The following is a 13766-nucleotide window of genomic DNA, read 5'->3' on the forward strand; positions in this document are numbered from 1 at the left end:
ACCACTAACCCCTAACCACTAACAAATGACTAATGACCCAAGCATTCACGAGCAGAGTTTGCACTACTTTCTCCAAGAAGCAGGGGAACTGCTGCAAGCCTTAGAACAGGAATTACTCAGTCTCCGAAAAGACTATAGTCTCAATAAGATCCACACGATGATGCGGCTCACCCACACCCTCAAAGGGGCAGCAGCTATGGTGGGAATGGAAACGATCAAAAGCGTAGCCCACTCTTTGGAGGATATTTTTAAAGCCCTGTGCAAACCTGGTTTGGTAATAGACGCAGAAGTGGAAGCTTTACTGTTTGAGGGTTATGAGTGTCTGCGCTTACCTCTAACAGCTTTATTTACAGGAGGGCAAGTAAATGATGCCGAGGTTCTTGACCAAACTGCCACTGTTTTTGCCCAACTGCAAGAAAAGCTAGGGGACTTTTTTGCTGATGAAGCTTATCTACCTTCCTCGCAAGAATTAGGCTTTGACTTGATGCGGTCTATTTTTAAATTAGGGGTCGCTCAACAGTTAGACGAACTCGCCGCAGTGCTAGCTGATGGCGACCCAATGGCGATCGCCTCCAAGCTGCGGACTGAAGCCGAAGTTTTCCAAGGACTGGCAGAATCTTTAAAATTACCAGGTTTCGGAGCCATTGCCCAGGCGGCGATCGCAGCCCTGGCAGCCCATCCGGAGCAGGTGCTGACCATTGCCCAGACTGCTCTGTTGGACTTTCAGGACGCACGAGTTGCCGTACTCAATGGCGATCGCAATCAAGGCGGTCAACCCTCCCTGGCGCTGCTCCAACTGAGTGGACTAAGCACCAGTGTAAATCCAGCGCTAGAGCCAGAAGCTAGCCAAGATAAATGCGATGGAAAAGTGCAAGAAGTAAAAAAAAGTACGCGCAAAAGAAGGCGTAACCGCAAAAACACACAAATACAAACAGGTACAAACAGGCAGAGCCACGAAACTACACAGAATGAATCACAGAACCAGGAATCAGCCAACCTGCTCTTAGAGACTATCTGGGGCGCAGCAGAAGAAATTCACCGCCTCAACCCATCCCTAGAGGAGTCAGAAGAAGTTAACGATGAAGTGCCCCCCACCCCGATACCAGAAACCGACGAGTCAAACCATGTTCTCCACAAAGACCAAATTTTTCCGTCTCGCACTGTGCGGGTGAATGTGGAAGAGCTAGAGCGCCTAGATTACTCAATTGGGGAATTGCTAACTAACCAAAACCGCCAGTCGCTCCAAAACGACCAACTACTGGCTGCGGTGCGAGTAGTCCTCTCCCGGCTCAAGCAACATTCCTCACTGCTCGACCAATTGCAGGATCGCAACGATCGTCTGTTCACTTTACCGGAACAAGGGGAAGAGGACACGGGGACATTCTCCGCATCTTCCACTCTGGGCATCACTGGATCTAATAAAACTGAGTCTTCGGAGGCGTCACCACGTCCGTCTCTCCCCCGTCTATCCATTGAAGATTTTGATTCCTTAGAACTAAATAGCTATAGCAAATCCCAGATTCTCATCCAGTCGATTCTGGAAAACACCGTGCAATTAGCAGAAGCCATCGATGCTATCGATTTGTTTGCTCGCCAGTCCAAACAGACTGTAGAAAAACAACGTCGGCTGTTGACCAGTACCCGTGATGCCCTAATGACAGCTCGGATGTCACCCTTGGGCGAACTTTTCCGTCGCTTCCCTCTGCTGCTGCAACAGTTACAAGTTATACATAAAAAGTCGGTAGTACTGGAAATCCGTGGAAATGAAGTTCTAGTGGATAAAGTGGTGGTTGAAAAGCTATACGATCCCCTGTTGCACCTGATTCGCAATGCCTTTGACCACGGGATTGAGTCCCCCCCCATCCGGCAACAACGGGGTAAGCCACACCAAGGTCAGATTGAAATCTGTGCCTACCATCAGGGCAGGTACTTGATGATTGAAATTCGGGATGATGGTCAAGGATTGGATTTTGACAAGATTCGCGCCACGGCGGTAGAACGTCAAATCGTTGCCGATGCTAGCAATCTTAATGAAGCTGAGTTGACGAATTTACTGTTTGAACCAGGCTTTTCTACCGCTTCTGGTGTTAATGACCTCTCCGGGCGAGGCATTGGTCTGAATGTGGTGCGTACTCAGTTGCAAGCAATCCAGGGTTCGATCGCGGTTTCTTCTGAACTCCACCGAGGCACAACGTTCATACTCCAAATTCCCCTGAGTCTAAACATCGCAAGATTGCTTCTCACCCAGGCAGGCGATCGCATCTATACCTTTTTTACTGATGCGATCGAGCAAGTTCTCATGCCTCAAGCACACCAGATCAGATCCTGGGAAGGTGGTAAAGTCCTACGGTGGGGGAAGGGTGATGATGAACAACTCATCCCTATTTACCAACTCTCGAAAGTTCTGAATTATTTCTCGCCTTTGGACTCCTTGGTTTCCCAGCCCAAGCATACCTTTATCCCTCAGGGAGAAATGATGCCCATTATTCTCATCCGTTACCAAGATCGGCTTCTTGGTCTGGAAGTAGAGCAGATGCTTGGGGAACAAGAATTAGTTATTCGTCCTTTGGGGCAAATGATTGTGCCACCCAGCTATATTTATGGGGGAAGTATACTGGCTGATGGCCGGCTGACACTAGTACTCGACGCGGCAGCATTGATGGAGTACGTGTTGGATGAGCAAGCTAGTAGCCATACTAATTACCTACGGGATAGCGATGCTATTAACACACGATTATACACAAATGCTCGTATCCTCTCATCCAGTTCCCAGCAACGCCAATTACCCCAGCTCCGTACTGCCTCACTACCACCAGTCAAGGCCAAATTAGTTCCCCAGACAATACCAAACAAAATAGTTCTCATAGTGGATGATTCCATCACTGTGCGCCAAAGCTTGGCTCAGGCCCTACAAAAAGCTGGCTATCAGGTACTTCAGGCAAAAGATGGTTACGAAGCAATTCAGCAACTCCAGCATCACACAAGCATCGAGTTGGTGATCTGCGATATCGAGATGCCTCGAATGAATGGGTTTGAGTTTCTCAAACACCGTCAGCAAGACCCTGATTTGGCAACTATTCCTGTAATTATCCTCACCTCTCGAAGTGGTGAAAAACACTGCTTGATGGCTTCGGAACTGGGGGCAACAGCTTATATCACCAAGCCTTATCTGGAACACAAGCTGTTGACAATGGTGAAAAATGTACTTGATCGGCAGCTAACAGCGAATAGCACTTCTGGTTGATTGTTCATGGTTAATGGTTCCTGGCTATTAACTATTAACTACTTAATATTAGGAATACAATGTCACTGCATACCCGCATCAACAAAACCAATACCCAAGTTAAGTCTTGCTTGCCCTACCCCGATAATTCCAATCAGATCAAGACTTACAGTTAGTAGCTTTATGGACAAATATCTCTAAGCCACTTTACCCGGAGTGACCCGGAAGGGGCAAACTGCAATACCCGCTATCCCGAAGCCAAAAGCCGCAGGGACTACCTTTCTAATCAAATTCAGACTGGCGTTGATATCAGCATGGATGCGTAAACCATGCTTGGATTTGTACCATGCCCTTGTGATTCGCTTGCCACTAAAACTATGTTTCTCGCCTTGCTTGTAGACTGGGATTGGGTCTAAATCAAGAAACGAAGATGCACTGGTGTATGACTCTTCATTAATCAAAACGGTTATTCCAACAAATTCAGCTTTGTACTTCAACTGCTCGATAAACCGAGCATGAGGAATACTAACGAAGTTCTGATTAGTTGTTTTACCGAGATTGATTTGTTGTTTCCACTGCTGATTTTTGCCAATCACTAATGTTCCAATTTCCTGGCTTGCCAAGTAGTTGATAATCCATCGACTAGCATTGTGATTGATGCCCAATTTTGATAATGTGACGCTCTACTAATCTCATTCTTCTACTCCATCACGATCAAGTTCAGCAATAATTTTTTCAGTTTTGCGTTTTGCCCTCCTTAAACCGTAAATCACCTTTCTTTGCTTAACCGGTTGAGCTAGGTTACCCGCATAAATTGTCATTGGTTCTAGAGAGCGTGCAGTCACTCCCCCTAAAGTTAGCACTGCTCCCCGACCAACTGTAACGCCGGGGCCAATTACTGCCTTTGCTGCAATCCAACTACTCTCTTGAATGTGAATAGGAGCAGTCATCAGTTTAAAATCGGGATGAGTCCAGTCGTGATTGCCAGTGCAGAGATAGACACCCTGAGATAGGCATACATGACTTTCGATAGTCACCTGAGCAAGGTTATCTATCCAAGCATCTTCCCCAATCCATACATGATCGCCTATACTCAACCGCCAAGGAAACTTCACCCGCACTCCTGGTTTAATACGGACATTTTGACCAATTTGCGCTCCAAACCGCCGCAGTGTCCAAACTTTTAACGCTGAGAAGGGAAGCAAATGACTTTCCACTAAGGGGCAACCCAAAAAGTACCACAAAAGTTGCTTCCAGTAAGGTGCGCCAGGACTATAAGTACCGACGGTATAAGAATCTAAACGCATATTATGGTAAATCAACAGCAGATTGAAGACTGGCTCCCGTACGACCTGTAACAATCCAAAGCAGGGAGCGACAAATATCACGAAGAATACGGAGATTAGACTCTTTGGGTTGGTTTGACGGTACAGAAACTGGAGTAAAAGCGATACCTTGGCTACCAAGAACGAGAGTGGCGATCGCTTTAGCTCTGGGCATGTGAAAATCGGAGGTAATCAGAAAGAGGTGCTGAATTCTGTATCGTCGGAAATCTGGGATGAGTGTAGTGAAGTTGGTGACTGTATCAACAGCACGATGATCAATATGTACTCGTGTAGAACGGACACCATTAGCAGAAAATATTTTACGTGTTTCCTCTGCATGTATACCAGAAGATACCCAAATTTCTAGGGATGGATACCATTGGGCTAGTTCAGCTGTATATTTTTCTCTCGCTGGCTCACCACCCAAGATCAAAAAGGCTTGGGGTTGAGGTGCTTGGATTCTGGCTATTGACAAACGCACAGGAATCATGAGTAGCAGGGTGAGGAGCAAACCTGCTAGAGCCAAAATCCAATATCTTTTTAGTAGACTATTAAAACATTTCACCGATAGACTAATTTCTTATTTACAGTCTACTTTTCCTAATTCATAAGGCTTTCCAATACCATGTTTGACCTGTTTAATTCACATTAGACGTAAATTAGTTCATTTGACTATAGCTAAGATATTTTGGCAAAGGTTTTCTATCGAAAATGGATTTATAAACTGGTATTAACTTTTCGGCAGCGCTATTCCAAGTATAGTTTTGGAAAATAAAACCACGGGCACGTTCACCCATTGCTTTTGCCTGCTGAGGATTACTCAAGTACTGAATTAAGCCATCAGCTATGGCATTAATATTTATATCAACTACGTATGCTGCTTTAGCTGTGGCTGCTTCTGGAAAATTGCAACCAGTGGTAATTACACAGGGCAAACCTGAAGCCATACCTTCTAAAACAGACATACTAAAGCCTTCTGAGTAAGAAGGGGCGACATATAAATTAGCCGCAGCCAGAGCAGCATGTTTTAATTCACCTGTCAGCATTCCTGTAAAGGTAACAGCATCTAAGCATCCTGCCTGTAGAAAATAGTGTTGGGCTGTACTTAGAAAACCAATATTATCAGGTCCTGCTACCACTAAATGTGTCTGAGGAAACTTTGCACGAACTGTGGCAAAAGCAGGAGCAAGTAAGTCTAGACCTTTTTTAGGATCAATGCGACCAAGAAAGAGAATCAGGTTTTTATTGCATGTCTCAGGAAAGTGCTGATAAAAAACTTCCGGCTCTGGCAAGTTCTCAAATTCTTGGCGGTGAATTCCATTAGGAACAGTAACAATATGCTCAAATCCTAGAGATTTAACATTATGCGCTTCAACATTGGCAATTACCTGGATAGCACTAGCTTTTTGCAGGGCTAACTTCTCAAATATATTATAGTACAGTCGTTTTTTCCAACCTTTGTATGATAATGCCCAAGGTTCTAGCATTCCATGAGGTGTCATTATATAAGGAATTTGCCGCAATTGGCATAACCAGTGAACAAATGAAACAATTGGCGCAAAAACGGTATTAGTATGAACTATATCGTAATCAGCAATATTTTGAATTAGCCAATTAATTAAAGGCAAGCTGACAATAAAATCTTGACGATGCCAACAAGAAAAATATCTAATTCTGTAATTTTTTTCATATATCCACTTATTCAGTGGTTCTTGGATTTTGTCTAAATTATTCGCATTAGTTGTAATCAAATCCACGTTTAAACCTAAACTACCAAGAGCTTCTGCTGTCTCTTTGACTGCCTTGGAGAGGCCACCATAATTAGAACCAATATAAGGAGTAAAAATCAAAATTTTCATTTGTCAGTGACTACAGCATATTTAACAAACTATTAGCTATGTGCTAAAGCGTATTCAACTGCCTGCATTAAACCTTGAGCAAAGTAATCAGGAGAGAACTTTTGAATATGTTCCAAGGAGGCTTTACCCATTGCTTGCAAGTCCACTTCACCTGAGCTAATTTTGAGCATAAGGTTTGTCAATTCCTGTAAATTTTCAGGATCGAAGCCAAATCCGTTGATTCCCTCTACCAACAAATCTTCAAAACAGCCACAACGATTGGAAAGCAGTACAGGTAAAGCTGCTGCCATTGCTTCATTGACAACAAGACCCCATTGCTCCTGAATGCTGGCGTGGATGAAGCAATCTGCGTGAGCAAAGTAAGGAAGGAGTTCGTCTAGCTGAAGGAAACCAGGGAGATGAACAGCATCTTTTAAGCCAAGTTGAGCGATTTGTTGCTCAATTTGGGGGCGTAGTTCACCTTCTCCGCAAATGACTAAATCCCAGGCACGATTACCTACTACTTTGCTATATTCTGCATAGGATGAAATGAGAAATAGAAGATTTTTCTTAGAGACAAAGCGATTGATGGCTAAAAAGTAACGCTTTTCTATAGGAACAGGAAGATATTGAAGTTTGTCTGGGTGAAAGCTATCGTTGTCTACTACATCGTAACCCAGAAATATTGCTTCAGCAGGGATTCCTAACTTAATCATATAGCGCTTGTGGGGCCGTCCGCCTACCAAGGCAGCTTTATATCTTCTCATCAGAATGGATTTCAGAGCTTCTCTCCACCAAATACGACTAGCATCATCCTCTTTAGACTCAGAAAGTAAAACTGCTGGCTTCTGATGCCAAAAACTCCACAGCAAAGCTTCACGCATTCCAGGTATAGCATAACCACACAGAATCACCACATCTGGTTTAATGTCATCCAGAGTTTTTGCGATACCCTTAAATAAAGTCAGTGAAGATTGAAGCTCTGCTGGTTGCTGGGATAGAATTATTCTTTGGTAAGGAGGGATAGCATCGGGATGCTTCCAAGGGTAGATAGATGAAACTTGACCTAACTCTATGAGAAAAAGAGATGTCTGTGTAAACTTGTTAGCAAACGCTGAATAACGAGCAACAACGTATGGACCAGATACAGTTGTTAATGCAGCAATTTTCATGAGTAAAAATTTTCCTGCTTGGGCAAACAAATTACTCCAATACCTTCAGCAAGCTGAGGATAAAGTTTAAGCAATAAGTTAGTTATTGATGCCATGAAACCCGTACCGCCGTTAACAAAGCTAAAGTAGCTTTCTATCAGGAAGCCATGTCGCTCAACTAGTGTTTTGAGAGTGTGAAGCGAATGATGCAATGTATGATCTGGATGAATCAATTCATGCCTTGCAACAGCTCTGAGAAACCCCTTTAGAGAGTAAGCATTGGGTACAGTAATGATTAATTTTGTAGTTGGTTTTGCAATCTTACTAAGACAATCTAATGCTCTACCAGGATTACTCAAATGTTCGATAATTTCACCAGCAACGATAAAATCAAATTCTTGTTTCGGATAATCCTCATAGACCTCTATGTTTCCATAGTGTATATTGCTAATTCCTTTAGTTTCTTTTAAGAAATTTATCATTTCTAAGCTAATGTCCATCCCTACCACTTCTTTGCAGACATTAGTTAGTATGGTATGCAGAAATTTTCCATTGATAATAGCATCTTGAGTTTCTGGGGCATCAGTAGCTCCCAGATGAAGTACTTTTTTGTCTTTACAGAGCTTACAGATGTAAATAGATCTGTCAACCAATTTTATCCCATCTAGAGAAGTGTGAATCATAATTACTTTTGCTAATATAATATAAAGAAACAGAATCAATTTGCTTACTTTTTGCTAACAATAACAGGTACCTTTAGCTACCTTGATGATGCTTAATCTATCCTCCATAATTTCCCAAATTTCTGTAGTATGATTTATTTCTATCTCTAGAATAGTAGGAAGCTAAGCCTAAAAAAACTAATTGAAATAATGCCTCTTGCCACCATCTTCCTATGCCATGGGTTAAAGCTAGCATTGCTGGGCTAACTAATCCCATATAAAGAAGTTGACTAAAAATACTTTTATAATATACAGCAGATATCCATAGATTTTTAAATATATATCCTATCAGAGCAAAACTAAGGCATCCAAAGTAGCTAAATTCTGTAAAAGAATCTGCAAGTCCAGTAAATGTAGCACCAGTAGGGGGAGTATATGCATATTTAGATTTTAGTAACTCGTAGTTTACGCCTACCAAATTAAGTTGTAGAGACTGTTTAAAATCAAAACCTACAATTTGTCCTGGTACAAATTGAAATATTATACTATCCCACCATGAACTGCCATATCCGTATACTCCTGTAAAATCAGTTGCATCTATTAATAATGCTGCATTTCTAAGTTCCAATATTTCTCCTTTTTGCAGGTTGCTAAAAGCAATTTGAGATGCAGATAATACTCCCTGCCAGTCGCCACTAAAAACCAAATTCCAAAAATCACTACGTAACTCACCAAACACAGGAATGAGAAAAGTCATTACAACTATTGCTGTGATAACTAGTGCTTTAGAAGGTATGTAGCGGCGAACCAGCCAAAATGAAATACCTATGATAATTGCAAATGTCATAGTTGGTTGACGACGCCCGCTCATAACTTGAGAAAATAGGGGCATCCCAGAGAGGACTGCAAAAATAAAATTAATTATATTGGGGCGCTTTAATAACTGTAAAATAAAAATTCCAAAAGCAATATTACCAGCTTGAATAAAAAAGAAATATATGGTAGCTGGCCCTGTCCAGTTACCATTTACTGCGCTTTTTTGAATGGTTGTATGAGCAAGTAAAAAATTAAAGAACCATGCTTGAGCAATCAGGACAATTCCTGCTCTAAATAACTTACGTTCGTCAATAATAATATTTAGATTGGCTAACCATTTTTGATTTGGTTTCATTTCATAGCCTATCCAACAGGCAGCAGCACTTAGGCACGATACAAATAATACCCTTTCCAGAGCCTCTTGGCTGACTGAAGCCGGATTATTAATTAAGGCAAATGCTTGAGGTACAATAAAGGAAATAAACATGCTGCCCATGAAGAATGGATATTGGTAAATTCGCTCTATGCGAATTACTCCCCAACCTAACAAACCCAGGCAAATGAGAATCAGCAGATCCCGATATGTTTCAGCCATAAAAATTAGATATCATATTAATTAGCGTTTAAACCATTATAAGACGCCGCAATTTATTTTCTGACTCTTTAACTATATGTTTTAAATATTCTTGAGTGTTAGCTCTTATCTCAGAATCATTACCATTTATATAAATTTTCAACAGTTTTTCAACAATTGCTTCTATATCTCTAATGGCTACAACGAAACCACCAATTCCATCTCTGACAACAGAACCTGAGTTATAAGTGCTAATAATCGGCACTCCTAAACTTAATGCCTCGTAAGTCACCATTGCCGAGCCTTCACAAATTGAAGGAAGTACAAGTACATCTGCCCAAGTATATAATTCTTTTATTTGAGAGCGAGGAAGTGTTCCTAGAAAGTTGCATACATCATTATACTCAGCAACACGCTCAGGCTTAATTTCCAGAGAACCTACTACTTTACAAGTAAAAGAGATTTCTCCTTTGAGATATCTTAGAGCTTCTAGTAAGTAGGGAATCCCCTTTCGCAAACCAACTGAACCAATAAATAATATTCTTAACCCGTCTCCTCGCTCTTGTGGGGTTTTGTTAAGACTTTGATAATCGATTGGTTTTTCATCTTTGAGGCGACCTAACGACACCACTGTTATCTTATTAGCATCAACTCCTCTAGCTACTAGAGAGTCTTTGACAAAACTAGAGCCGCAAACAATATGATCTGCTAAGTCTTGTTCATAGTGTTCTCGTTGCATGAGTCCTAAGGCAGCATTAGTAACCTTAAAGGGTGTTACTGACCATCCTTTCCAGCGCTTTTCCTCTTCTAGTAAAAGATTATGTACGAATGAGTAATCAGCTAGGGTTTGATCTAAAATACAGCGGATGCCTCGCTGCTTAGCATATTCAAACAACTCAAGACAGGCACTATTAAAGCCATAGATAGTATTAGCTTCTCCTAAACCATATTTAATGATTCGCTGGCAAAATTCCTGTCCTCCCCAAACAAATATTTGCGATGCCCGATCAGGTGAAGTATTCTTGCAAGCTTGGATATATTGATATCCAAATTTTGGAAAATGGATGATTTTTGCACCTTTAAGACCTGGCTCGTATCTATCTAGAACTTTCTTGAGGTAATTGGGTAGGTAATTGTAGATTCTGGGATAACGTAATAAATTAGCAAGCTCACTATGACCTGAGTAGAAATCGGTGTATAGGTTATCTAAAATACCCCAGCGATGAAATAATAAAGGTTCTTGGTAGTGTTTTCTAGCACCTAGTTGTGCTACTAAAATTTTGGTTTTATTCATGTATTAAGGAGATTAGAAATTTCTTTGGCATAAAGAATTTAGGATTTCCTCGTAGTTACCTCCAACTTTTTCAGGAGCATATCGCTCAAGATAAGCTGAACGTATAACTTCTGGAGATATTGATTGTTGCTCTATTAACTTTGTTATATCCATCAGGCTATCAGCAAATTCATTCGGGTTAGCAGACTGTACTATTCTGCCTAGACGAGAATCAGATAAAATATCTGGTAGTGCGCCAGCATCTGTAGCAACAATTGGTCTACCACAACCCAAAATTTCCAATGCTGCTAAACATTGTCCTTCGCTGCGAGAAGCAAAAGCAAACAAATGACATGAGGCTATCACCTCTTCTACTTCAGCATTAGGAATACTGCCATGAAAAATTACAGAAGAGGCGATGCCAAGTTTTTCAACAAGTTGTTCTAATTGCTTGCGCAAATGACCATCACCAAAGAGATGCAGGCTAGGTTTCCGCTTTTGTCTACCTTCAGAAGTTGATGCTTGTAAATATTCATCTTGAAACCTACAGAAGGCCTCTAGTAACAAAGGAATATTTTTATCTTCCACAAGTCTGCCTAGAAAGCCAATTTTTAATTGCTCTTGTGCTGGCAAGGGTTTAAGCTTACGTGGTTGATGAGGAATATATGAGATAGCTTCAATCTTTCCTTGATAGCCAACTTGACGTAAATCTTCTTCAAAGCTAGACGCTTGCACTAGAATGACATCAAAGTGATTAAGTGCTTCTAAGAGATATTTTTTTTCCTGATTTGTAGTTGGAGGTACAGGTCGGTAAGGAGTAATATAAACGAATTTAGTATGATTACCAGCTTGCAACCTTAGTTGTTTTAAAATTTTGTTCGGAAAAAGTTTACCAAAAAGAATTACATCAGCCTGTTTCACTTGTTGAAGACTAATAGGTAAAAGCAACCAATCTGGTATATTCCATCGACAACCCCATTGCCAAAATATACGAACAATCTTGACTTTTGCATCTTCTATGCGTTGAAGCAATGCAGACTCGGGTCCCCAACATACTAATCGACAGTCATAGTTCCTAGCTTGAAGATAACAAAGGAGATTTTTGCAGAATGTTTCAATTCCTCCCACAGGTACAAAACCACCAAAATAAAAAAGGATTTTCATATTAATTAATGTAATTATTATTCCAATTCTCAACTTGTCTTTGCTTTAAGACGACGGTTTATTTGTGCTAATGAATAAATACACATTTGAGGCAACCTTACACGAGTGAACCATTTGATATATTCTAGGTTGCTCAACCAATTGCTCTTTTTGAGGTAATAAGCAAAGCGTTCTCCACCTGCTCGCCTGTAAGTTGGATGCCAGGGTTTAATTTTAGTTGTAAAGTGTAAAATAAACCCATCTCGGATAAGTTCTGTTGGCTTGTAGGGCAGCTTGATGGCTGAGCTATCAACACCAAAAATTTGTACGTTCCATTTCGGATCAAGGAGTTTCCATCTATCTGCTATCAGAGCATTGATTCCGTCTTGGTCGGCTACATATACGGTATCATGGTACTTATGGCTATATTCTAACACCTTGTTTGCCAATGCTTCTGCACGCCACTGCTTGAGATTCATCAGCATGACTCCCGCATTACAGTATGGTGTATCTGATGCTAATCCTAGTTCTTGATAAGTATCTTGCAGACCATTAGATACCCAGGGGAAAAGATAATCTTGGACAGCCAATGCAGGAAAATCATCCAATTCTTTTTCCCAAAGCTTTTCTAAGTTTCCTTGAACTAGCAAATCACTATCTAAATAAATCACTTTTTCTACTTGTTTCGGCAATAATTCTGGAAGCAGTAATCGAAAATAAGTTGCTATGCTGAACGCACCAGAAACCTTTACACCATTGAGTAATCCCAAGTCTGGTTTGAGCCACTTGATATTCACATTTAATTTATTGTTGCTCAAAACCTGGATCAATTTCTGCTTATTTTCTTTACTAATTCCGCCATCAATAATGTAAATGTCTATTGTTCTATTTGTCTCCAGATTCGCTAAAGCAGAGTAAAGCGTGATGGCAAGTCCCATAGCAAACTTGTCATCGGCTCCACTGGCAATACTAATTGATCCATTTTCTAAGGTTTCATGATAACTTTTCATCACTATCTCTCATTGCTTAATAGATTATTGCTGATCAAGTAAACGGCTTACTATTCTAGATATTCCTCTCAGATACTTAGCAAAAAATCGAATATAAATAGAATCAATGATAGGGATATCACAGTATTTTCTATTCAGAAATAATACATCTCCATTATTTTTTCTGGAAAAAACTATGCAATAAAAGCCCAGATTTTTTAAACGATTTTTTATAATTTCAACCTCCCTTGCAATTGGAAATACGAAATCATGAAATTCAACTGTAATTTGTTTGATTTTGCATATACTTGCATCGCTCAGTGATTGAAATAATTCAATTTCTGCACCTTCAATATCCACCTTGAGCAAGTCTATAGATTGAAGATGCTGATTTTGCATAAAAGTTTCTAGAGAAATACCTTCTACTGTTATAGTTTCTATGACATTACCCACAGACCATTTATCAATATGATTATACTCTGGGTTATCAGACACACCAAATTTAACAGGTTGATTACTCAGAGAAATGGCGTAGTTAAATTTTTTCACCAAAGGAGTTTCTGGAATTTTTGCATATAAGGAAGGCAGAGCTTCTATTGCATAACATTGGCATCCAGCTAAGCTACTTACTTGGTGCGAAAACTGACCTAAATGTGAACCTAAATCAACAACTATTGAATTGTGATTGATTAAACTAGCATAAAAATGATGACCTCTAAGTGAAACCAAACCGGAAAAATTAGTGATATTATTCATATAATCTTTTGGGGAA

12 protein-coding genes are annotated in these 13766 nt (G+C 40.5%); 1 reads left to right on the forward strand and 11 read right to left on the reverse strand.

Annotated elements, in window-relative coordinates; genetic code table 11:
* Positions 1–25: 25 nt before the first annotated feature.
* The gene (locus tag HXY43_RS18070) at positions 26–3244 is read left to right on the forward strand and encodes a hybrid sensor histidine kinase/response regulator (RefSeq protein WP_290885570.1); all 3219 of its coding nucleotides are present in this window, start codon (positions 26–28) and stop codon (positions 3242–3244) included.
* Between the two features lie 176 nt (positions 3245–3420).
* Here HXY43_RS18070 and HXY43_RS18075 read toward each other — a convergent pair whose 3' ends face one another.
* The 11 genes from HXY43_RS18075 to HXY43_RS18125 form a co-directional block, all read right to left on the reverse strand.
* Positions 3421–3888: a transposase gene (locus HXY43_RS18075; RefSeq protein ID WP_290885573.1), complete on the reverse strand. Its 468-nt coding sequence runs from the start codon at positions 3886–3888 to the stop codon at positions 3421–3423.
* 27 nt (positions 3889–3915) lie between these two features.
* Positions 3916–4530 (reverse strand): WcaF family extracellular polysaccharide biosynthesis acetyltransferase, encoded by a 615-nt coding sequence (locus tag HXY43_RS18080; RefSeq protein ID WP_290885576.1) that lies wholly within the window; start codon positions 4528–4530, stop codon positions 3916–3918.
* Between the two features lies 1 nt (position 4531).
* Positions 4532–5077, reverse strand: coding sequence for a YdcF family protein (locus HXY43_RS18085; RefSeq protein WP_290885681.1), 546 nt, complete (start codon positions 5075–5077; stop codon positions 4532–4534).
* Positions 5078–5207: 130 nt separating this feature from the next.
* On the reverse strand, positions 5208–6407 hold the full coding sequence (locus tag HXY43_RS18090) for a glycosyltransferase (protein WP_290885578.1): 1200 nt from the start codon (positions 6405–6407) through the stop codon (positions 5208–5210).
* A 32-nt stretch (positions 6408–6439) separates the two neighbouring features.
* Positions 6440–7558, reverse strand: a complete 1119-nt coding sequence (locus tag HXY43_RS18095; RefSeq protein WP_290885581.1) for a glycosyltransferase family 4 protein — start codon at positions 7556–7558, stop codon at positions 6440–6442.
* Complete coding sequence (locus HXY43_RS18100; protein ID WP_290885583.1) at positions 7555–8220, reverse strand: class I SAM-dependent methyltransferase; 666 nt, start codon at positions 8218–8220, stop codon at positions 7555–7557. Before HXY43_RS18100 ends, HXY43_RS18095 begins: the two co-directional genes overlap by 4 nt.
* Before the next feature lie 97 nt (positions 8221–8317).
* The gene (locus HXY43_RS18105) at positions 8318–9610 is read right to left on the reverse strand and encodes a hypothetical protein (RefSeq protein WP_290885586.1); all 1293 of its coding nucleotides are present in this window, start codon (positions 9608–9610) and stop codon (positions 8318–8320) included.
* A 28-nt stretch (positions 9611–9638) separates the two neighbouring features.
* A complete protein-coding gene (locus tag HXY43_RS18110) occupies positions 9639–10883 on the reverse strand; it encodes a glycosyltransferase family 4 protein (protein ID WP_290885589.1) in 1245 nt (414 codons plus the stop codon).
* Positions 10884–10895: 12 nt separating this feature from the next.
* Positions 10896–12026, reverse strand: a complete 1131-nt coding sequence (locus HXY43_RS18115) for a glycosyltransferase (protein ID WP_290885592.1) — start codon at positions 12024–12026, stop codon at positions 10896–10898.
* A 29-nt stretch (positions 12027–12055) separates the two neighbouring features.
* A complete protein-coding gene (locus tag HXY43_RS18120; RefSeq protein ID WP_290885595.1) occupies positions 12056–13015 on the reverse strand; it encodes a glycosyltransferase family 8 protein in 960 nt (319 codons plus the stop codon).
* A 24-nt stretch (positions 13016–13039) separates the two neighbouring features.
* The gene (locus tag HXY43_RS18125) at positions 13040–13750 is read right to left on the reverse strand and encodes an FkbM family methyltransferase (protein WP_290885599.1); all 711 of its coding nucleotides are present in this window, start codon (positions 13748–13750) and stop codon (positions 13040–13042) included.
* Between the last annotated feature and the right edge of the window lie 16 nt (positions 13751–13766).

Origin of the sequence: Fischerella sp. (genome assembly GCF_013388695.1) — a bacterium.
Classification (GTDB): Bacteria; Cyanobacteriota; Cyanobacteriia; order Cyanobacteriales; family Nostocaceae; genus PCC9605.